The organism is Agrobacterium vitis (assembly GCF_037039395.1).
GTDB classification, from domain to species: Bacteria; Pseudomonadota; Alphaproteobacteria; order Rhizobiales; family Rhizobiaceae; genus Allorhizobium; species Allorhizobium vitis_E.
Genome location: NZ_CP146242.1, coordinates 3,404,251 through 3,424,459, shown reverse-complemented (window position 1 = coordinate 3,424,459; position 20,209 = coordinate 3,404,251). Strand labels below are relative to the sequence as shown.

The window sequence follows — 20,209 nt, the reverse complement described above, 5'->3', positions numbered from 1 at the left end:
GCGGCACGGTTAACATTCCACCACATTGACGGCCAAGCCACCGAGCGAGGTCTCTTTATATTTCTCACTCATGTCGTTGCCGGTCTGGCGCATGGTCTCGATACAGGCGTCGAGCGGCACGAAATGGCTGCCATCGCCCTTGATGGCCAGCGAGGCCGCCGTCACCGCCTTGACAGCACCCAGCGCATTACGCTCGATGCAGGGCACCTGCACCAGCCCGCCCACCGGATCGCAGGTCATGCCGAGATGGTGTTCCAGCGCGATCTCGGCGGCGTTTTCGATCTGCTCCGGGCTACCGCCCATTACCGCCGCCAACCCTGCCGCAGCCATGGCCGCTGCCGAACCCACCTCTCCCTGGCAACCGACTTCGGCGCCGGAAATCGAGGCATTGTGCTTGATAATGCCACCAATGGCCGCAGCCGTCAGCAGATAATCGCGGATGCCTTCCTGATCGGCATCAGGGTGAAAATGCAGGTAATAACGGATCGTCGCAGGCACGACGCCTGCTGCACCATTGGTCGGCGCCGTCACCACCCTGCCGCCAGCGGCATTTTCCTCGTTGACGGCCATGGCATAGACCGAGAGCCAGTCATTGGCGAGCAGCGGGTTCTGCCGGTTGGAGCGCCATTCCTCCTGGAGCTTGTCATGAATGTAACGGGCGCGACGCTTGACCTTGAGGCCGCCGGGCAGTTCGCCCTCGCCCCGCAGGCCGCGATCGATACAGCCGCTCATCGCCGCCCAAAGCCGGTCGAGGCCTTCATCCAGCGCCTGGCGGCTCAGGGAAACTTCCTCATTGGCGCGCTTCATCTGGGCAATCGTCAGCCCTGATGACGTTGCCATGGCCAGCATCTGCCGGGCGGAGGCGAAAGGATAAGGCACTTTGACGGCGTGAGTTTCCGTCTTCTTTGTCTTCTGCACGGCGGCAAGCTCGATATCGGTCACCACGAAACCGCCACCGATGGAATAATAAACCGTCGTCAGCAGCAGACGGCCCTGCTTGTCAAAGGCGGAAAATCGCATGCCATTGGCGTGGCCCGGCAGCGGCGTCTTCTTGTCCAACACCAGATCGGTGGCCGGATTGAACTGATAAGCCGGATGCCCCGCAGGACAGACCTTGCCGCTGTGCTGCACCTCGGCGACAAGTTCTGCCATCCGATCCGGATCGACCCTGTCGGGCATCTCGCCGGTCAAGCCGATGATAACGGCGCGGTCGGTGCCATGGCCGACGCCCGTATAGGCCAGAGAACCGTGCAGGCTGACCTTCAGCGCCGCAACCTCGGCGCCAGCCGGGCGCGGCCAGTCATTGGACAGGATCAGGTCAAGAAACCGGCCTGCTGCCGACATCGGCCCCATCGTGTGCGAGCTGGATGGCCCGATGCCGATCTTGAAAACGTCGAAGACGGAAAGAAACATGCAAGGACCCTACCCGTGAAGCCGCAGCCAATAGCGACAGCATAGTGTTCCATATATGGCACACAAAGTTCCGCTGTAGCTCTTTATATTTGTTGCACAATTTCTCTTCAAACCGATACCGGTCCAAAGAATTGTGCATAAACTCTAACCTTATCCTCTGCAAATTCCTGATGAAGGATCGACATTCAGTGAAACTGCAGCGACAAAGGCCGCGAAGATAAAGGCCGCAGAGACAGCGCCGCAAAACAGAGACAGGGCCGCGAAACAAAAACAGCGCGGCTCATCTCCAGCCGCGCTGTCGTCCCCCGCCGTAAAGCGGATTTCTACCGCAACAATGCGGCAGGCACGAGGCCAATCCCCCGAAAGCCCCCGAGCACAGCATGGATAGACGATTTGGCAGCCTTGCTCAATCGCTGACAACAGCCAGAGCTGCATATTTCTTAAAATGATACAGCAAGCACCTTGGCACGAGCGCTTCACCTCCATCATCGACAGTGACAATCGATATTGGCGCTTTGTGAATTGGCCTCGGCCTATCATGATAAAATCAGCCCAGCGTGATAAAACAGGATGAAAAGTGCAGATTCGCAACACTCATCACCTGTCGTTACCCCCAAAGTTTGAAAGACAATGTCGGACATGACCCTTCTGGATTGGCTTGCTCTGCTGCTGTTTTTCTGCGGCTGGTTTGGTCTGGCTTTTTTAACCAACGGCCGTCTGATCAAATCCCGCCTCAGCCTCAGCCGGATCATGGCAGAGCGCCGCCGCGCCTGGATCTTCAATGCGCTGAAGCGCGACCTGCGGATGATCGACACGCAGATCCTCGCCGGTCTGCAAAACGGCACCGCCTTCTTTGCCTCGACCTCGATCATCGCCATTGGGGGCTGTTTCGCGATGCTGGGCGCCACAGAAAAGGTCGATCTGGTGCTTCGGGACCTTCCTTTATTCGGGGCGGGCGGGCGGGCCGCATTTGAATTGAAAGTCTGCGGGCTGATCGCGATTTTCGGCTATTCTTTCTTCAAATTCGGCTGGTCCTATCGCCTGTTCAACTATTGCACCATCCTGTTCGGCGGCCTCCCCATGCATGCGGAGGTTCGCCAGGATCCGGCCGCAGCCGAAGACGCGGCCGAAACCGTGATTGCCATGAATGTCATCGCCGCGCAGAATTTCAATTCAGGCCTGCGGGCGATCTTCATGTCGATGGGCTATCTCGGCTGGTTCCTGAACGCCTATATGTTCATGGCAACCACGGTGCTGATTTTCTTCGTGCTGGTGCATCGCCAGTTCTTCTCCAATGCCCGGCTGGCCGCCATGCTGAAAAATCCGCTCTCCGCGCCTGGACAGATGACAGCAAGCCTTCAAACCAGCCCCCATCACGCAACCGATGGCGACAGGTCATCTGGAATGTCGTAAAGGACCGTGATGCCAGGTGTCATTTAAAGTGACCTTGGTATAACTCGAACCAAGGGCATGATCTGCCCCGGTGACCTTTTGCCCTCCAGCATATCCGGTCGCTGTAGATAGTTGTTTCAGGACATCGCGTGGCTTTTCCAACCGAATCTCCCCTTCCTGCCAAATCCACCACCCGCATCGGACTGCTCGATGCAATGCGCGGACTGGCGCTGCTGGCGATGGCTTCCTATCATTTCAGTTGGGATCTGGAATTCTTTGGCTATCTGCCACCGGGCACGGCGGAAACCGGGGTTCTGAAGATCTATGCCCGTTGCATCGCCTCGACCTTTCTGTTCCTGGTCGGCATCGGCCTGGTGCTGGCGCATCGAAATGGCATCCGATGGAAGTCCTTTGGCAAGCGGCTGGCGCAGATCGGCGCTAGTGCCTTTGCCATATCCGTTGCCACCTATCTGGCCATGGGGGCGGGCTGGATCTTTTTCGGCATTCTCCACGCCATCGCGCTGATGAGCCTGTTTGGTCTGGCCTTCATTCGCCTGCCGGTGGTCGTCACGCTGGGCGCGGCAATTGCCACGCTGATCCTGCCGCTTTATGCGCGCTCAGCCGTATTCGACGCACCCTATTTCTGGTGGCTTGGCCTGTCCGAGACCATTCCGCGCTCAAATGACTATGTGCCGGTGTTTCCATGGTTTGCCGCGGTGTTGCTTGGCATTGCCAGCGCCCGCCTCGCCCTGCGGTTCAGCCTGTGGCAAAAGCTGGCAGCCTGGCCGTCCGGCCCGAAATTGCTCTCGCTTGCGGGCCGCCATAGCCTGGTCTTCTACCTGGTGCATCAACCGGTGCTGATCGCTCTCGTCTATCTGGCGACGCTGGTCGTCGCCCCGCCACCACCCGACAGGGCGGCGGCTTATGACCGCAGTTGCCAGCAATCCTGCACGGCAGGCAATAACGACGCCGGCTTTTGCCAACGGTTCTGCGGCTGCACTCTGGAGAAATTGCAGACCGGAAATATACTGGAACCGCTCCAGTCTGGGGCAATCATAGCGGCGCAAGATGAAAGGGTCCTGAAACTGGCGCGGGAATGCACGATCGCCAGCCAATAAAGGGTCCTAACATGAACGCCTATCGCATGAAGCCGCTGAAATACCCATGGCCGCCGCTTCTTTATGTCGGCGCCTGTGTCATTGCTTTTTTTCTAGATGCCTATGTTGCCCCTGTCAGTCCTTTCGAGGACCAGGAGCCCGTCATGTGGATGACCGGCGCAATGATCGCCACCGGTGCAATCGCCATCGATTTCTGGGCCATCAAGACCCTGATGTCCAACTATACACCCCTTAGCCAGCACCAGCGCGCCCGGCGGCTGGTGACAGAGGGGCCTTACCGCTATTCCCGCAACCCGATCTATCTCGGCTATACGCTGCTGATGGTCGCGGCGGGAATGATCCTCGGCAATGTCTGGCTGGTCCTGGCAGCGCCCCTCACCGCCATGTTGACGACCATGGTCGCCATCCGCTGTGAGGAAATGCATCTATTGGTACGGTTCGGCGTCGATTTCGAACGCTACTGCCAGCACACACGCCGCTGGCTTTAAAGGATTACCGGAAGCGATGAGCTTAAACGACTGGGTGTCGGCTCGCTCTATGAACCGACACCAATTTCCACCAGACGGGTCAGGCAGGCCTCTTCGGCCTGATCCAGTTCTGCCAGGGTCTCGTCGATATCCTTGCGCTTCTGGCGCAAATCGTCACGCTTTTCATCGATACGCTTCATCATCAGCTTCAATTGGCCAATCTCGCCCGGTGGCTGCTTATAGACATGGATGATTTCGCGGATATCTGCTACCGTAAAGCCGATGCGACGAGCGCGCAGAATTTCTTTGAGAAGATGGCGGTCGGCACCCCGGTAGACACGGGTACGGCCCTTGCGTTCCGGCTGGATCAACCCCTCATCCTCGTAGAAACGAAGAGTACGGGTCGAAACGCCGAATTCGCGGGTCAATTCGGTGATGCTGTAAGATTTTTTCAAGGCCATGGTGTTCCGTATCGCTCAAGACGATAATCATATTAACTTTGACGTAAAAGTCAATTTTTGTTCACCTCGCCGCTTCAAGCGGGAAGCGTCTCGCTGCTTTGACAGAGCTTTGACAGATTTTGCGAATTGCAAATGAGGCATTCAAAGGCCTAGATCGCAAACCACCAGCTTGCGAGGCCCAGAAACGAAAAGAACCCGGTAATATCGGTGACAGTGGTCACGAAAACCGCCGAGGAAACCGCCGGGTCGGCACCGATCTTGTCCAACAATAACGGAATGAGAATACCGGCAATGGCGGCGGCCATCATGTTGATCAGCATGGCCGAGGCAATGATGCCGCCGATATTGGCATCATGGAACCAGAACCCGGCAATGACGCCTATCAAGATGCCGAAGATCACTCCGTTCAACAACCCGACACCCGCTTCGCGTCGCACCACCCGCCAGGCATTGTGAATGTCGAGATTGCGGGTGGCGAGCGCCCGAACGGTCACGGTCATGGTCTGCGATCCGGCATTGCCGCCCATGCCCGCCACGATCGGCATCAGCACCGCCAGCGCGACGATCTGCTCAATGGTTGCCTCAAACAGCGAGATCACCGAGGCGGCCAGGAAAGCAGTCAGCAGATTGACCAGCAGCCAAGGCACACGCGAGCGGGAGGTCTCTGGAATACTGTCCGACAATTCTTCATCGCCGACGCCGCCCAGGCGCATCAAGTCTTCCTCGGCCTCTTCCTGGATCACGTCAACCACGTCATCGATGGTCAGCACGCCCACCAGCCGCCCGCCTTCATCAACCACGGCGGCGGAGAGAAGATCGTATTGCTCGAAGAGTTGCGCCGCCTCTTCCTGGTCCATTTCGGCCGGGATCGGATGGTTGGTTTCGCGCATGATGGTTTCGATCTTCACCTGCCGCTTGGTGCGCAGGATACGGTCGAGATCGACCACGCCCAGCAGCTTGAAGGTGGGATCGATGACGAAGATCTGAGTGAAGCTCTCGGGCAGACCTTCTTCTTCGCGCATATAGTCGATGGTCTGGCCCACCGCCCAGAAGGGTGGAACGGCCACGAATTCCGACTGCATACGCCGTCCGGCGGAGCTTTCCGGGTAATCCAGGGCGCGGCGCAACCGCACCCGCTCGGTAAACGGCAATTGGGCGAGGATTTCGTCGCGGTCTTCCTGGTCAAGGTCTTCGAGAATGTAGACGGCATCGTCCGAATCGAGATCGCCGATGGCTGCGGCGATCTGCTCGTTCGGCATCTGATCGACGATCTGCAGGCGGATGGCATCATCCACCTCGGTCAGCGCCGTCATGTCGAAATCGTCACCCAGAAGGGTAATCAGCGCCAATCGCTGATCCGGCTGGATCGCCTCGATCAGGTCGCCCATTTCCGATTCGTGCAGATGCGCGACTTCCTTGCGCAGGAACAGCACATCGCGATCGGCGATCGCGGCACCGACCAGCGCGCGAAAATCGCTGCGGATCGAACCATCCTCGTCGTAGATGTCGGCCTTTTCATCGTCACGGGAATGACGCGGGCGTAGCTGTTCTTCAATATCACTCATACTCACGCCCCGTTCGGTTCGCGGCGGCCTGCCGCAAACGAATCCTGCATTTCACTGAATCAGCTTCATCATAAGTGCATGACAGTGACGATACATGCCACAAAAAACAGCAGGTTATCCGTCACAACAGGGCCAGCAGTAGCAAAATGCCAACACCGATGCGCCAGGCACCGTCGATCAGCAAAAGACCGCGCCGGATATCCGCACCACCAATGGCGCGTTGGCCCGCGGCATTCATCATTGGCTCATAGACCGCGTCTCCGGCATATATACGCGGTCCGGCCAGCGCCACATCCAGAGCGCCCGCCGTCGCTGCTTCCGGCCAGCCGGAATTGGGCGAGCGATGCAAGCCGTGATCAGCCATCATCACCGTGAAGCACCTTTTGGCCGCCGCCATGCCCTCGCCAATGCCGGCAGCACAGACGATCAACAAGCCAGCCAGCCGGGCCGCAGGCCAATTGGCCAGATCGTCCAGCCGGGCAGAGGCCCAGCCGAACTGCATATAGCGCTCGGATTTATGGCCGATCATCGAATCGGCGGTGTTCAGCATTTTATAGGCAAGCAGACCCGGCAGGCCGAGCAGGCCATACCAGAGGGCGGGCGCCACCACGCCATCGGCAAAGTTTTCTGACAGGCTTTCCAGCGCGGCCCGCGCCACACCGGCCTCATCCAGCATATCGGGATCGCGTCCGACAATCATCGACACGGCCCGGCGACCACCGGCAAGCCCCCCATGCAGCAAGCCATCGGCAACGGCCTTCACATGGTCCAGCAGACTTTTCTGCGCCAAAAACACCGCCGTGACGACAATTTCCAGCAGGAACCCGAGAAATCCCAGCATCGCAAACAGCCGATGCAGTCCATATCCAACGCTAAGGCTTACCAGCAGCAGAAGCACAATTGCCACAACGCCGCCTGCCTTGCGCAGTGGACCGGCCAGAACAGGGCGGTTCAGCAGCCGGTCGAATGCGGCAATACATTTGCCGAACAGCACCACCGGATGCGGCAGGCGCGACCATAGCCAGGGCGGGTCGCCAACCACTCGGTCAAGCACCAGCGCCAACAACAGGATAAGCTGATTTGCCTCCATCATGAGCGAAAAGCCTGCAAGGCGGCAAGAAGCCGCGCATCGGCGTCTTCGTCGGGCGTCAGACCGATCCGCAGCCAGCCCGGCGCATACTCAAAAATCCGCGTCAGGATATGCGTGCGCGCCAGATGGGCATGGATCTTCGCCGCATCCGCTTGCTCCACCAGCGCAAACAGCGGCGTGCCACCGATCACCGTCAAACCCGCCTGCGCCAAAACCGCATCAAGCTCCGCCTTGCGGGCAAAAATCCGAGTGCGAAGCGCATGATGATCGGCACTGAACAGTTGGGTTGCCACCGACAAAGCTGGGCCGGACACCGCCCAGGGGCCAAGCCAACAGGCAAAGCGGTCCAACAGCGCCTGATCGGCAATCACAAAGCCCAGCCTCAAACCTGCCAGACCAAAGAATTTGCCGAAGGAGCGAAACAGCAGCAGATTGGGGTGCTCAGCCACAAGCGGCGCCAGAGACTGCTCCGGCTGCGCATCGGCAAAGGCTTCGTCCACCAGCAAAAGACCCCCATCAACCGCCATGCGCTGCGCAGCGGCGACCAGTTCCGCCCGTTCGATCTGGCGGCCCGTTGGATTGTTGGGATTGACCACCACCGCCAGCCCATGGGCGGATGTAACGGCCTCAAGACTGTCCACCGCATCGACAGCGATACCGGCCAGCGTGAGGCTGCGGGCATATTCCCCATAGGTGGGGCTGAGAATGGCGGCGCGCCTGCCCGCATCCATCAACTTCGGTAAAAGCTGGATGACCGATTGCGTGCCGGGAACCGGTAGCGGCAGAACGGTTCCGCTGCGATAAAAATCCCGCGCTGCCAGCCGCGCTGCATCCTCGCGCTCACGGTCCGGCAGGCGATGCCAGGCGCGGGCATCGATGGCGGGCAGATCCGGTGGACAGGGATTGATGCCGGTGGACAGGTCCAGCCAGTCTTCAATGTTTCCGCCATAAACGCGCGCTGCCGCCGCAAGGCCGCCGCCATGGGCAATGGTTTGGCCGGGCTGTAATGTCATGAACTGTTCTCGCCCGCACGGTCAATCAGATGCATATAGGAGCCAGCCACATTGGCGCGCCGCAACCCAACATGCCCCAGGGAGACGCCCAGGGCATCCTCGGCGGCAAACAGCCGGTCTCCCTCGCCTTCCTCAATCACGGTCGAATAATGAAATTCATGGCCGGTCATGGCATGGGCGAAGAAATCTCCCGCCAATGGCCGCAAAAGCCAATAGCCCAGATGGCGCTTTCGCGCGGCAAAGCTGGTTTTCAACGGTAAAAGCCCCAGCATCGCATGGACGGCTCCATCTGCATCGGTCAATCCCTCGCCCAGCACCATATAGCCACCGCATTCCCCGTAAATCTTCACAGGCCCTGTTGCTGCTTTTTGCATAGCCGCCCGGAACCGTTGGGCATTGGCGATCCGCCCAGCATGAAGTTCGGGATAACCGCCGGGCAGATAGATCGCATCGGCATCATCTGCCGGAGCCTCATCCTGCAAGGGCGAAAAGAAGCTGATCTGCGCGCCCCGTCGCCGCCAGCCCAGCAGCATATGCTCATAGCAAAAGGCAAAAGCCTCATCTCGCGCCACGGCGATATGGCGACCAAGCGGCGCAAGCCGGGCAATATTGGCCTCCGAGACCGGATCAGGGCTGCGAACCGCCGCCCTGATGATAGCGTCGAGATCACAGCCTTTTGCCACCACCTGCGCGGCATGGCTGATAAAGCCTTCAAGATCGGTCTGCTCCGCCGCCTGCACCAGTCCCAGATGCCGCTCCGGCAGGGCAAGACCCGTATCGGTGCGGATCACGCCCAGAACCGGCATGCGGATCGCGTCCAACGCTTGGCGCAGCATCGCCTCGTGCCGGTCGCTGGCGACCCGGTTGAGGATGACACCGACCATCAGCAGACCGGGCCTGAAATCGGCAAAGCCTTTCACCAAGGCCGCGACGGAATGCGAGGTGCGGGCGCAATCAACCACCAGCACCACCGACAGGCCGAGCATCAGCGCAAGATCAGCCGCCGAGCCGGTGCCATCCGCTGCCCCGTCGTAAAGCCCCATCATCGCCTCGACCACCAGGGTTCGCCCACCCTGGCGGTGCAGGGCGGCATTGGCGGCGATCAGCTCAGGCCGCATCGCCCAGGGGTCAAAATTCAGGCAGGTCTCACCGCTTGCCGCCGCATGGAAAGCCGGATCGATATAATCCGGCCCGGCCTTGCCCGGTGCCAGCTTATGACCGGCCTCGCTCAAGGCGCGCAACAGGCCGAGCGTGACGGTGGTCTTGCCCGAGCCAGAGGCAGGTGCGGCAATCAGAAGACCACTCATGCCGTGTCCTTTAGGCTTCGATGGGCAAATGGGTCCGGTTGCAAACCCCGGCCAGATAAGGCGCCCAGCCAGTCCAGCGAGGGGCGAAGCCGCACCACATCGCCCAACACCACGATAGCGGGTGGCTGGATGCCTGCGGCCTGCATGGCGACATCGGCCTCACCCAGCGTGGTTTCCAGCACCCGTTGCCGGTCCGTTGCCGCATCGCAGACGAAAGCCAGCGGTTCTTCAGGCTGCCTGCCTGCCGCCATCAATTGCGCGGCGATATGGCCCATATGCTTCATCGCCATATACATGACAATCACCCGGGAGCCCTTGGCCACCGCCTGCCAATCGATGCCATCAGGCATGGCGCCGGACGAATCATGGCCGGTCAGGAAGGTGACAGCATGGTTGACCTCGCGGTGGGTGACGGGAATGCCCGCATAGGCCAGTCCGCCGATGCCCGCGGTAATGCCGGGTACGATGCGAAACGGCACGCCATGTTCGACCAATGTCAACGCCTCCTCGCCGCCGCGCCCGAACACGAAGGGATCGCCCCCTTTCAGCCGCAGCACCCGCTTGCCGGATTTGGCCAGTTCCACCAGTCGCAGGGAAATATCGCGCTGCCGGGCCGAAGGCTTGCCGCCACGCTTGCCGGCATATTCCAGCACGGCCCCCGGATTGGCGTAGGCAAGGCAAGCCTCATCCACCAGCGCGTCATGGACAATCACATCCGCCATGGACAGGCCACGCACCGCCAGCAGCGTCAACAGACCTGGATCACCCGGCCCTGCCCCCGCCAGCCAGACATGGCCCGGCTGCAACAGTGGCAAAGGCTTGAAAACATCTTGCGTCATACTGAGAAGATCTACTGCATAATTTCCCAAACCGAAATCGGTTGGCGGGGAAAATTATACCGCCATGAAGATGGTTTGTCCGAATGAATGGCAAAGGACGCCCCCATCTTCCCCCCGCCGCAAGCCTTGCCTATAAAGAACCATGACCGAAGCCGCGCCGCCCACCGAAACGCCCGATGCCGCCGCTCCGCGCAAGCCGAATGGACCGCTGCGCAAGGGCTGGACCACAGGCGCCTGCGCGACAGCCGCGACCAAGGCAGCGCTGACGGCGCTTTTGACCGGTGAATTTCCCGATCCGGTATCGATCCGCCTGCCGGGCGGCCAGGAACCGGCCTTTGCGCTCGCCTATGAACAGATCGCGGACGGCCAGGCCACGGCGGGCATCGTCAAGGATGCCGGCGACGACCCTGACGTGACCCATGGCGCAACCGTGATTGCCACCGTACGGCTTCTCACTGCTGGTTCTGGCATCCGCTTCGTGGCAGGTGACGGCGTCGGCACGGTGACACGGCCCGGCCTGCCGCTTGCCATCGGTGAACCGGCCATCAACCCCGTCCCGCGTGCGATGATGGTGGCCGAGGTGGAAGCACTGACCAAACAGCATGGAGTGGCGCCCGATGTGGAAATCACCATTTCCATTCCCGGCGGTCAAGCGCTGGCGGAAAAGACATGGAACCCGCGCCTGGGCATTATCGGCGGGCTTTCGGTGCTCGGGACCACCGGCATCGTCAATCCATTTTCTTGTGCCGCCTGGATTCACTCCATCCATCGCGGCATCGATGTGGCGCGCGCCATGGGCCTTGCGCATGTGCTGGGCGCCACCGGCTCAACATCGGAACGAACCGCGCAGCAGCTTTACGGCCTGCCGCAGGAAGCGCTGCTGGATATGGGCGATTTTGCGGGTGGCCTGCTCAAATATCTGCGCCAACACCCCGTGCCACGGCTGACGATTGCTGGCGGATTTGCCAAGATGAGCAAGCTGGCGCAAGGCGCGCTGGATCTGCATTCCGCCCGCAGCCAGATCGACAATTCCTTCATGGAAACATTGATTTCCGATCATCCTCTCTCGCAAGACATCAAGGAGAGGATCAGGTCCGCAAACACCGCCCTGGAAATCCTCGACATCACCCGGCAAAACAATCTGGACATGGCAACACCGATTGCGCAAAGGGCAAGACAGACAGCCCTTTCGGTCCTGCGCGGTGCCGATATCGCGGTCGATGTGATCGTCACCGACCGGACGGGAGCGATCCTTGCCATCGCCTCCTGAGCGCATCCTCATTCTCGGAGGTACAGCAGAGGCTGCAAAGCTTGCCACAGAACTGGTGGAGCAAGGCGAGGCTTTCGTCATTACCGCACTTGCCGGACGCACCGAATATCCGGCCAGTCTGGCTGGAGAGGTCCGCATCGGTGGTTTCGGCGGTGTCGATGGGCTGGTTGCCTATCTGAGGAGTGAAGGCATTACCAGGGTGATCGACGCCACCCATCCCTTTGCCCGACAAATATCCGCCAATGCCGTCGAAGCTTGCCGGAAAGCAGGCGTACCGCTGACCGTGCATCTGCGACCGCAATGGCTGCAACAACCCGGCGACCGCTGGACCATGGTCGAGACGTTGGACGCGGCGGCCCATACGTTGCCGGGGGGAGCCAGGGTCTTCCTGGCGCTGGGGCGGCAATATATCGACCTATTCGCACGGCGAACGGATTGCCACTTCGTGATCCGCATGGTGGATGCGCCTTCAACGCCGCCGCCTTTTGCCGATGCCGACCTCATTCTCGGCAAAGCAGCGGCGGATTGGGAAGCGGAAAAAGCCCTGCTGGAAAGCCATGCCATCACCCATCTCGTGACCCGCAATTCAGGCGGCGAGGCAAGCTATGGCAAGATTATCGCGGCCCGAAAATTGGAATTGCCCGTGGTGATGATCGCCCGTCCGGTGACGGGCTGAAAGATTGCGTTGTCGCAGTGTTTTTATTTAGGGTTTGGTTTTACGACGCTGAAGGCGATATCCTCAGAACTTCTGCGCTGAAGACCGAATTGCCGTGACCTTGGGCTTCGCACCCATGCGTCCGGTGAGCGGCATACAATTGGCCTTGCCAGAATAGGGCCAATATTCGATCTTGCAGCCATAGGGGCCGCCGACATTTTCCTCGACAACCGAAATACCGTTCGTTGCCAGAAACTGGCGCGCGAAATCGAAGTTACGCGCTCCCACATTATAGAAGGAGTTGCCGGGACTGGCGCCACCAAAAATCTTTGCCTCCAACCGCCAGACATTTGCGCCCCGCGCCAGCAGTCCGGCAACAAGAAGCTCCATCAACTGACAGCCATACCGCGCCGCCTCGCTCTTGCTCATGCCCTTGGCAACCGGACCCGGCAATACGAAATGATTCATGCCGCCGAGACCCAGAACAGGATCGCGAATACAGGCCGAGACGCAGGAACCAAGCACCGTCGTCATCACCGTACCGGGATCGTCGCTGACGGCAAATTGTCCCTGCGAAATGGTCACCCGACCCTTGGGCAGATCCATTCGTGAAGCCACTGGAGCATTCCAAACGAAAGACATTCAATCCACCCCTGCATTTACATAGAATAAAAGCATAGATTGAAACAAAAACCTATTGCTCATTTCTGTCCGCGCGCCGTGCCACAGCGCCATGTGCTTTGGAAAAACGCACAAAGGACGCTGTAACACTTTATATTTTCTGCATAATGTTCTCCTTAAACTGCAACCGGTTTAAGAAATTATGCCTTAGGCTTTGGATAAGAAATTACACCAGACATCATCGCAACATGCTCACTCATCGGACACAACGCAGACACCACCCAATTCAGTGGTGCCAATTCCCCGATGAGGCGGGCATTCTGGCTTCCTGGCTAATAAACCATGAATATATTGATTTATTGTCTACTCTTTATTGGTTAAGAAATGTAGCGGACCAAGTCACGCTTCCTGGACTGACACGATCGTGTCGTGGATCAGCTTCAGCACGGCACCGGCCTCGATATCGGTGCAGATCGTCTGGCTTGGCAGGTCGTCCCAGTCACTGGGGCCGAAGCCCATGCTGTCAGGCTTCTGAATGGTCTGGCCGTCAGCAATGCCGCCGCAAACCACGCGGATCGAGCCGCTGCGGGTGGTGAACAGTTCCGGCGCCACGACATAGGCGCAGGCGCAGCTATCGTGGACCACCATGCCGTCAGGCACCCGGCTCTCGTAGAATTTGATGTAGAACTGCGACAGGTCGAACAGCAATTGCGCCCGCATGCCCGCCGCATCGCGGATGTCTGATAGCGCCTGGCGGGTCATCACGGTTTTCGTCGTTACATCCAAACCAACCACCACCACCGGCCAACCGGCGGTGAAGACAATATCGGCCGCTTCCGGGTCGCCGTGGATATTGGCCTCGGCGGCGGGCGTCACATTGCCATTGACATCGAAGGCGCCGCCCATGATGACCACGTCCTTGACCAGAGAAACGATCTCAGGATCTTCCTTCAAAGCATTGGCAAGGTTGGTCATTCGGCCAACGGCGACAATCCTCACCTCGCCTGGATTGGCGCGGATGGTCTCGACGATGAAGCGATGCGCCGGGCGCGGATCAAGCGGCACGTCAACGGCATCCGGCACGCCGATATTGCCAAGCCCATCATCGCCGTGAATGAATTTCGGCGGCTCATGGGTAACGCGATGCGGAATGAAGGTTTCGCCAGCACCCCTGGCAACCGGCGCCTCGATATTCCATTCCTGCTTCAGATAGAGCGCATTGCGGGTCGTGGTCTCAATGGTGGCATTGCCGAATACAGTGGTAATGCCAAGCAGATCGATATCCGCATGGTGGTGCAGAAACAGCAGTGCCATGGCATCGTCAACGCCGGGGTCCGTATCGAAAATCACCTTATGCATCGCACTGTCCTTTATATGTCCTTTGACGGAGAATAGCGGCCTTGCGCTATCCCGCAACCACTGTTGCCGTCAGACGGCCTGGTTTTTCTTGGATACACCCTTCTTGCCCACGTTGCGCAGCACATGGGAAAAATCAGAATTGTAAAGATCGCTATCGCGAAAGGCGACATCGCCGAACACTTTGCCGACCATGATCAGTGCCGTGCGGGTAATCTTTGCCTTTCGCACCTCTTCGGCCATGTCCTTCAACGTGGTGCGGATGAACAATTCATCCGGCCATGTGGCGCGGTAGGCAATCACCACCGGGCAATCCTCGCCATAATAAGGCGTCAGCGTCTCGCGGATATGGTTGAGATTGCGGATCGACAGGTGGATGGCCAGCGTGGCGCGGGATTTTCCGAGGATTTCAAGCGTCTCGAATTCCGGCATCGACGATGCCTTCATCTCCGTGCGAGTGATGATGACCGTCTGGGCCACTTCCGGCAGGGTCAGTTCGGTCTTCAGCCGTGCGGCCGCCGCCGCAAAGGCTGGCACGCCCGGCACCACGTCATAGGGAATATCAAGTGCATCCAGCCTGCGCATCTGTTCGGCAATCGCCCCATAGATGGCCGGATCGCCTGAATGCACCCGCGCCACATCCTGGCCCCGTGCATGTGCATCCTGAACTTCCTGGATGATCTCATCCAGATGCATCGGTGCGGTATCCTTGACCAGCGCATCCGCAGGCGCTGCCTTGACGATTTCCTCCGGCACCAGCGATCCGGCATAGAGGCAGACCGGGCAGCGCTCAATCAGCCTCAAGCCCCGCACGGTGATCAGATCTGGCGCGCCTGGACCGGCACCAATGAAATAAACCGTCATGTCATGCGTCCTTCTGCATTGCCGTATCCGCCTTGCCGGAATAGCCGCGCGGCGTGTAAACCCAGGTCTTGCCGTCACCGGTTTTGACGGTGCGGCTTTCCGACGAACCGACGATGACCACCGTCAGCATATCGACATCATCGACATTCAGGCCAGCCAGCGGCACCACCCGCACCGTCTCGCCGGGACGGCCAAGATTGGTGGCGAGAATGACCGGCGTATCGGCTGGGCGATAGGTGAGGAACTGGTCGCGGGCATAGGCCAGCTGCGTGCGCCGCTTCATCGATACCGGATTATAAAAGGCGATGACAAAATCGCCCTCGCCAGCCGCCTTCACCCGGCGCTGGATATGCTCCCAGGGCGTCAACAGGTCCGACAGCGAAATGGTGCAGAAATCATGGCCGAGCGGCGCGCCAATCCGGGCGGCGGCGGCCTGAAGCGCTGAAATGCCTGGCGAAACCTGCACCTCGATCCGCTGCGCGCCCGCAGAAATTCCGCCCTTGTCCAAAAGCTCGAACACCAGCGTCGCCATGGCATAAATCCCGGCATCGCCGGAACAGACCAGCGCCACCGTCTTGCCCCCGCCCGCCAGTTCCATCGCATGGACCACGCGGGCTTCTTCCTTGCCAAGGTCGAAATCATGCCGCGCCTTGCCATCAGTGAGCGATCCCAGCAGGTCGAGATAAAGCGAATAGCCAACGAGATCACTCGACGCGGCCACCATGCGGGAGACTTCCGGCGAGCGCCAACCGTCCGACCCCGGCCCGATGCCGACGACAAACAATGTCCCACGGGCGCGGCCAAGGCTTGTTTCCTTGATGTTGATTGGCTGAACGCTGCGGCCCAGAGCGGCGGTGACACCTTTCGATTTGATCTTGGGCAGAACCAGCGCACCCTCCGAACCCGCCACCGCCAGCGCCGCGCCCTCCGCCACACCGTGGCAGCCGACCTCGGCAAACACCACATCCGACGGGTTTTGCAGCCGGGGCCGTTCCTGTTCCAACCGTTCGGAGGAAAAGAACCGGGCGGGCACACCGAAATGCGCGGCCACCGCATGGATTGCCGCCTCATCGGCCTTGACGTCGACAGAGGCCACCGCAGCAAGACTTTGGGCGGAAAGGCCAGATGTATCCAATGCCTGCTGCGCCAGCGCAATCGCCTCTTCGATTGAGGCATGGCGCTCGCAGCCCATGCCCAGCACCAGGGTTTGCGGGTGATAGACCAGTTCCAGCGGCCCCGCTGTCCGGCGCTGATCGGTAACGGTCAGCGTCACCTTGCCCTCGTCGTCAAAGGCAAGACGAGAAGCCGCCAGCCAATCGGCATCGCCAACCAGCCGGACGCTTGCCCCGGCCACCAGTTCGGCCATGACGGTCTTGGCCTGTTCAGGATTGGCCAGCACATAGCCCTCAGGCGGCGCATCCAGTGCCACACCGAAGCGCAGATCGCCGACCGTGGTGATCGCAGCATGGGCGTCCAGTGCATCAGCCACGGTGCGCGCCATATCGTTGGCACCGTGATGACCACCCAGCAACGGCACAACGGAAGCGCCATCTTCGGACACGCACAACACCGGCGGTTCGGACTGTTTGTCGGCAAGCAATGGCGCCAACAACCGGATCAGCGCACCCGATGCCATGACTGCAATGATCGGGCGTCCAGCATAAAACAACGCCCTGACATGGCTTTTCACATCTTCAAAGATCTGATCTGCCCCGTCCACGCGGGATGCGGCAGCGTGAACCTCACCGCCAACGGCCCCGGCAATGCGCCGTGCCAAGGCCAGCGCCGTTGGCATCAGAATGACAATAGCGGGTTTCGCATTGCCGGTATTTTCAATGCCTGTTTTTTCAGGGCCGGTTTGCTCATCACTGGTTTTTTGGGGCGTCGTCATCAAAGTCTTTCCGGTTGAGGAGCCGCACTGAGCGCCCAGCCCTCAGCCCCCTTGTAAATCAGGATCATCGAGAAATACGGGGCAACGTCTTCCGCGACATCACCCAGCGGCAGCAGGCGTTCGCTATGCAGCGACACCCGCTCGACATAACCGGCATTGGCAGTCAGGCCCATGGCGTCGATCATCGCCCGGATACGGGGGAAGTGCCGCCCCAGCTTGATGATGGCGACGGCAGAGGCGCTTTCGATCCGGCTGCGCAGAACATCATTGTCCAGCGGGCCCGGCAGCACGGTCAGCACATCGTTGCGGGCCGCCAGCGGTCGGCCATAGGCAGCGGCGGCGGCCATCATCGATGAGACGCCGGGAACAACTTCGGTTGGGTAGCGATGCGCCAGCCGCTCGAACAAATACATGAACGAGCCGTAGAAAAACGGATCGCCTTCGCACAGCACCGCCACATCCGAACCGGCATCCAGATGATGCGACAGGGTCACAGCGGCAGCGTCATAAATTTCCTGAGCCGGATAGCGCTCGACCCGCATCGGCACGATCATTGGCACTTCCAGCTGGTCGGCCCGCAGATAGGGCTCGGCGATCTGACGGGCAAAGCTTGGACCGGTATCCGGCGCCGGATAGGCAATCACCGGCACCGAGGTCAGGATACGGTGCGCCTTCAAGGTCATCAGCTCCGGATCGCCGGGACCGAGACCGAGGCCATACAGTTTACCTGTCATTTGGAAACACTCCACGTTGTCACCGGCATCAGCGATTTCCAGCCGCAGAACCGACCGACGGGTGCTGCACGCGACACGGAAATCCGGCTCATCTCACCGCCATGCAGGCTGCGCAACGCCACAAGCTGTGCCTCGCCTTCCAGCGTCACGGCATTGGCGACCAGCCGCCCGCCGGGCTTCAACGCCTGCCAGCAGGCGTCGAACAGCCTTTCGGCTGTGATGCCGCCACCGATGAAAATCACATCCGGCGGATCAAGCTTCACCAATCCCGCCGGTGCTTCGGCCTCGACAATCTCCAGATCCGGCACGCCAAGCGTCTCGACATTGTCGCGCATCATCGCCAGCCGCTCCGGCTTCGGCTCGATTGCGATAGCACGAGTGCCCATGCCAGCGCGCAGCCATTCGATGGCGATAGAGCCGCAACCGGCACCCACATCCCAGAGCAAAGCGTTGGGAAACGGCGCCAGATGCGCAAGTGTTACCGCCCTTACCTCACGCTTGGTCAATTGCCCATCGTGGCGAAAGGCATCGTCCGGCAGGCCCGGCACCGGCGACAGCAGCATTCCAGAACCGGCGCAATCCACGGCCAGCGTGTTGAAATCCGCAATACCCGGCAGCTTCGCCAGCAGGTCCTGCGCGGTGACATGCAGGATGCGCTCCAGCGCGCCCCCCATATGCTCCAGCACATGCAGCATGGAGGCCCCAAAACCGCGCCGCACCAACAGGTCGGCAACCTCGAAAACCGTTTCAGCATTGGAGGTCAGCGCGAGGATGCGCGCACCCGGCAGCACATGCCGGTTGAGGTAGGACAGCGGGCGGCCATGCAGCGAAATCTGCGCCACGCTTTGCAAGGGCCAACCCAGCCGGGCAGCGGCCAGCGAAAAGGCCGAGGGGCTGGGCAGGACCCGCATTTCTTCCGGCGCCAGATAGCGCCGCAGCGTAGCACCTATGCCGAAATGCATGGGATCGCCGGTTGCCACCACCACGACCGGGGTGCCGCGCAGTGCCAGGAGCTGATCCAGCGTTTCGCGAAAACCGGCCCCCCAGGTGAGGATGCGCCGCACATTGGGAATGGCATCTGCCACCGCATGTTCCAACCGCTCACCCAGCACCAGCACTTGCGCTTCGCCGAGATGGCCAAGCTGTTGCGGCGTCAGGCCGGCAAGACCGCCATCACCAATGCCGATAATGGTCAGCCACGGATCGCTGGAGGCCTCAGTCATTGGCGCCGAGCCCTCCCGCCAGCGCATTGACCGCAGCCGATGCCATGGCAGAACCGCCTCGCCGGCCTTGAACGGCAATGAACGGCACGCCCCGGCTGTTGGCAGCAAGCTCAGCCTTGCTTTCGGCGGCCCCGACAAAGCCGACCGGCAGACCGAGGATCAATGCCGGCTTCGGCGCACCTTGATCCAGCAGTTCCAGGAGGCGAAACAGCGCTGTCGGTGCATTGCCGATGGCCACGACCGCGCCTTCCAGCTGACCAGCCCAAAGATTGACCTGCGCTGCCGAACGGGTATTGCCTGCCCAGGCGGCCAGCGGCCGCACCCTGACATCATTGATCAGGCAGACCACTTCGTTTTCCGCGGGAAGAAGACTGCGGATAACACCGTGCCGGACCATTTCCGCATCGCAGAGAATTGGCGCACCGGCGGCAAGTGCCGAAGCGCCTGCCTCGAAGGCACCCTGCGAAAACACGATGTCATCAGCCAAATCGATCATGCCGCAGGCATGGATCAAACGGATCACCAGAGGCTGCAGGGAGACAGGAAACCGGTCAAGATTGGCCTCGCGCCGGATAGTCTCGAAGGACTGGCGGTAAATCTCGGCTGGCTGGCGGATATAGTCGAGCGCTGGGATCTGCCTGACCTCTTCCGCTGCGTCATCCAGCTCGCCTAACGGAAGCTCCGCAGCTGTTACAGCCAGATCTTCCATAGCCAGATCCTCATGGCCGATGCCCAGCACCCAGCCCTCTTCCTGCGTCGTCACGTCAATCTCCTCATCCGAGAGCATGCGGGGCCGTTCAAACAGCCTACCCAACATCCCGGCCGCATCGAACCCGGCAAAGGCTACAGCCACCCGGCGCACCTGGGCTGCATCCTTCACTTCATTTTCATGATCCCCCAGCGAAAACAGCGAGGGATAAATTTCCGCCA

At 60.2% G+C, this 20,209-nt stretch carries 19 protein-coding genes; 5 read left to right on the top strand and 14 right to left on the bottom strand.

The window, feature by feature from the left end; genetic code table 11:
* Positions 1-9: 9 nt before the first annotated feature.
* Complete coding sequence (locus V6582_RS18380; RefSeq protein WP_156630571.1) at positions 10-1,413, bottom strand: L-serine ammonia-lyase; 1,404 nt, start codon at positions 1,411-1,413, stop codon at positions 10-12.
* 639 nt (positions 1,414-2,052) lie between these two features.
* On the opposite strand from V6582_RS18380, the gene V6582_RS18375 reads away from it, so the two are divergent.
* The 3 genes from V6582_RS18375 to V6582_RS18365 all read left to right on the top strand — a co-directional run bounded on the left by V6582_RS18375 (position 2,053) and on the right by V6582_RS18365 (position 4,411).
* Complete coding sequence (locus V6582_RS18375; protein ID WP_349508961.1) at positions 2,053-2,826, top strand: DUF599 domain-containing protein; 774 nt, start codon at positions 2,053-2,055, stop codon at positions 2,824-2,826.
* Positions 2,827-2,954: 128 nt separating this feature from the next.
* A complete protein-coding gene (locus V6582_RS18370; RefSeq protein ID WP_337739171.1) occupies positions 2,955-3,923 on the top strand; it encodes a DUF1624 domain-containing protein in 969 nt (322 codons plus the stop codon).
* 11 nt (positions 3,924-3,934) lie between these two features.
* Positions 3,935-4,411 carry a methyltransferase family protein gene (locus V6582_RS18365; protein WP_070150556.1) on the top strand — a complete coding sequence of 159 codons (477 nt, stop codon included), beginning with the start codon at positions 3,935-3,937 and terminating at the stop codon, positions 4,409-4,411.
* A gap of 47 nt (positions 4,412-4,458) precedes the next feature.
* On the opposite strand, the gene V6582_RS18360 is transcribed toward V6582_RS18365, so the two are convergent.
* From V6582_RS18360 to cobA, 6 genes are all read right to left on the bottom strand, one after another.
* Positions 4,459-4,845 (bottom strand): MerR family transcriptional regulator, encoded by a 387-nt coding sequence (locus V6582_RS18360; protein ID WP_085946629.1) that lies wholly within the window; start codon positions 4,843-4,845, stop codon positions 4,459-4,461.
* Between the two features lie 155 nt (positions 4,846-5,000).
* A complete protein-coding gene (gene mgtE, locus V6582_RS18355) occupies positions 5,001-6,416 on the bottom strand; it encodes a magnesium transporter (protein ID WP_156630570.1) in 1,416 nt (471 codons plus the stop codon).
* Positions 6,417-6,537: 121 nt separating this feature from the next.
* Positions 6,538-7,509 (bottom strand): adenosylcobinamide-phosphate synthase CbiB, encoded by a 972-nt coding sequence (cbiB, locus tag V6582_RS18350; protein ID WP_156630569.1) that lies wholly within the window; start codon positions 7,507-7,509, stop codon positions 6,538-6,540.
* Positions 7,506-8,519: a threonine-phosphate decarboxylase CobD gene (cobD, locus tag V6582_RS18345; protein ID WP_156630568.1), complete on the bottom strand. Its 1,014-nt coding sequence runs from the start codon at positions 8,517-8,519 to the stop codon at positions 7,506-7,508. The genes cbiB and cobD overlap by 4 nt, the downstream gene beginning before the upstream one ends.
* Entirely contained in the window at positions 8,516-9,826 is a 1,311-nt protein-coding gene (locus V6582_RS18340) for a cobyrinate a,c-diamide synthase (protein ID WP_156630567.1), read from the bottom strand. Before V6582_RS18340 ends, cobD begins: the two co-directional genes overlap by 4 nt.
* A complete protein-coding gene (cobA, locus tag V6582_RS18335) occupies positions 9,823-10,665 on the bottom strand; it encodes a uroporphyrinogen-III C-methyltransferase (RefSeq protein ID WP_156630566.1) in 843 nt (280 codons plus the stop codon). The genes V6582_RS18340 and cobA overlap by 4 nt, the downstream gene beginning before the upstream one ends.
* Before the next feature lie 142 nt (positions 10,666-10,807).
* Here cobA and V6582_RS18330 point away from each other — a divergent pair, with 142 nt between their 5' ends.
* On the top strand, positions 10,808-11,935 hold the full coding sequence (locus V6582_RS18330) for a cobalt-precorrin-5B (C(1))-methyltransferase (protein ID WP_234889566.1): 1,128 nt from the start codon (positions 10,808-10,810) through the stop codon (positions 11,933-11,935).
* Positions 11,919-12,611 (top strand): cobalt-precorrin-6A reductase, encoded by a 693-nt coding sequence (locus V6582_RS18325; RefSeq protein ID WP_156630565.1) that lies wholly within the window; start codon positions 11,919-11,921, stop codon positions 12,609-12,611. Before V6582_RS18330 ends, V6582_RS18325 begins: the two co-directional genes overlap by 17 nt.
* Before the next feature lie 63 nt (positions 12,612-12,674).
* Here the strand turns inward: V6582_RS18325 and V6582_RS18320 are convergent, their stop codons facing one another.
* The 7 genes from V6582_RS18320 to V6582_RS18290 all read right to left on the bottom strand — a co-directional run bounded on the left by V6582_RS18320 (position 12,675) and on the right by V6582_RS18290 (position 19,913).
* Positions 12,675-13,208, bottom strand: coding sequence for a chemotaxis protein CheD (locus V6582_RS18320; RefSeq protein ID WP_337739170.1), 534 nt, complete (start codon positions 13,206-13,208; stop codon positions 12,675-12,677).
* A 402-nt stretch (positions 13,209-13,610) separates the two neighbouring features.
* Entirely contained in the window at positions 13,611-14,570 is a 960-nt protein-coding gene (locus tag V6582_RS18315) for a nucleoside hydrolase (RefSeq protein ID WP_156630563.1), read from the bottom strand.
* Positions 14,571-14,639: 69 nt separating this feature from the next.
* Entirely contained in the window at positions 14,640-15,431 is a 792-nt protein-coding gene (cobM, locus tag V6582_RS18310) for a precorrin-4 C(11)-methyltransferase (protein WP_156630562.1), read from the bottom strand.
* Between the two features lies 1 nt (position 15,432).
* Entirely contained in the window at positions 15,433-17,322 is a 1,890-nt protein-coding gene (cobJ, locus tag V6582_RS18305; protein ID WP_432706305.1) for a precorrin-3B C(17)-methyltransferase, read from the bottom strand.
* Positions 17,322-18,056: a precorrin-2 C(20)-methyltransferase gene (gene cobI, locus V6582_RS18300; RefSeq protein WP_156630561.1), complete on the bottom strand. Its 735-nt coding sequence runs from the start codon at positions 18,054-18,056 to the stop codon at positions 17,322-17,324. Before cobI ends, cobJ begins: the two co-directional genes overlap by 1 nt.
* Entirely contained in the window at positions 18,053-19,279 is a 1,227-nt protein-coding gene (cbiE, locus tag V6582_RS18295; protein ID WP_156630560.1) for a precorrin-6y C5,15-methyltransferase (decarboxylating) subunit CbiE, read from the bottom strand. Before cbiE ends, cobI begins: the two co-directional genes overlap by 4 nt.
* Positions 19,272-19,913 carry a precorrin-8X methylmutase gene (locus tag V6582_RS18290; protein WP_337739179.1) on the bottom strand — a complete coding sequence of 214 codons (642 nt, stop codon included), beginning with the start codon at positions 19,911-19,913 and terminating at the stop codon, positions 19,272-19,274. Before V6582_RS18290 ends, cbiE begins: the two co-directional genes overlap by 8 nt.
* Between the last annotated feature and the right edge of the window lie 296 nt (positions 19,914-20,209).

Bases quoted from the DNA above. Each gene is read 5' to 3' on its own strand.
- V6582_RS18380 (WP_156630571.1), bottom strand. From the start codon at position 1,413: ATGTTTCTTTCCGTCTTCGACGTTTTCAAGATCGGCATCGGGCCATCC.
- V6582_RS18375 (WP_349508961.1), top strand. From the start codon at position 2,053: ATGACCCTTCTGGATTGGCTTGCTCTGCTGCTGTTTTTCTGCGGCTGG.
- V6582_RS18365 (WP_070150556.1), top strand. From the start codon at position 3,935: ATGAACGCCTATCGCATGAAGCCGCTGAAATACCCATGGCCGCCGCTT.
- mgtE (WP_156630570.1), bottom strand. From the start codon at position 6,416: ATGAGTGATATTGAAGAACAGCTACGCCCGCGTCATTCCCGTGACGAT.
- cbiB (WP_156630569.1), bottom strand. From the start codon at position 7,509: ATGATGGAGGCAAATCAGCTTATCCTGTTGTTGGCGCTGGTGCTTGAC.
- cobD (WP_156630568.1), bottom strand. From the start codon at position 8,519: ATGACATTACAGCCCGGCCAAACCATTGCCCATGGCGGCGGCCTTGCG.
- V6582_RS18340 (WP_156630567.1), bottom strand. From the start codon at position 9,826: ATGAGTGGTCTTCTGATTGCCGCACCTGCCTCTGGCTCGGGCAAGACC.
- cobA (WP_156630566.1), bottom strand. From the start codon at position 10,665: ATGACGCAAGATGTTTTCAAGCCTTTGCCACTGTTGCAGCCGGGCCAT.
- V6582_RS18330 (WP_234889566.1), top strand. From the start codon at position 10,808: ATGACCGAAGCCGCGCCGCCCACCGAAACGCCCGATGCCGCCGCTCCG.
- V6582_RS18315 (WP_156630563.1), bottom strand. From the start codon at position 14,570: ATGCATAAGGTGATTTTCGATACGGACCCCGGCGTTGACGATGCCATG.
- cobM (WP_156630562.1), bottom strand. From the start codon at position 15,431: ATGACGGTTTATTTCATTGGTGCCGGTCCAGGCGCGCCAGATCTGATC.
- cobJ (WP_432706305.1), bottom strand. From the start codon at position 17,322: ATGACGACGCCCCAAAAAACCAGTGATGAGCAAACCGGCCCTGAAAAA.
- cobI (WP_156630561.1), bottom strand. From the start codon at position 18,056: ATGACAGGTAAACTGTATGGCCTCGGTCTCGGTCCCGGCGATCCGGAG.
- cbiE (WP_156630560.1), bottom strand. From the start codon at position 19,279: ATGACTGAGGCCTCCAGCGATCCGTGGCTGACCATTATCGGCATTGGT.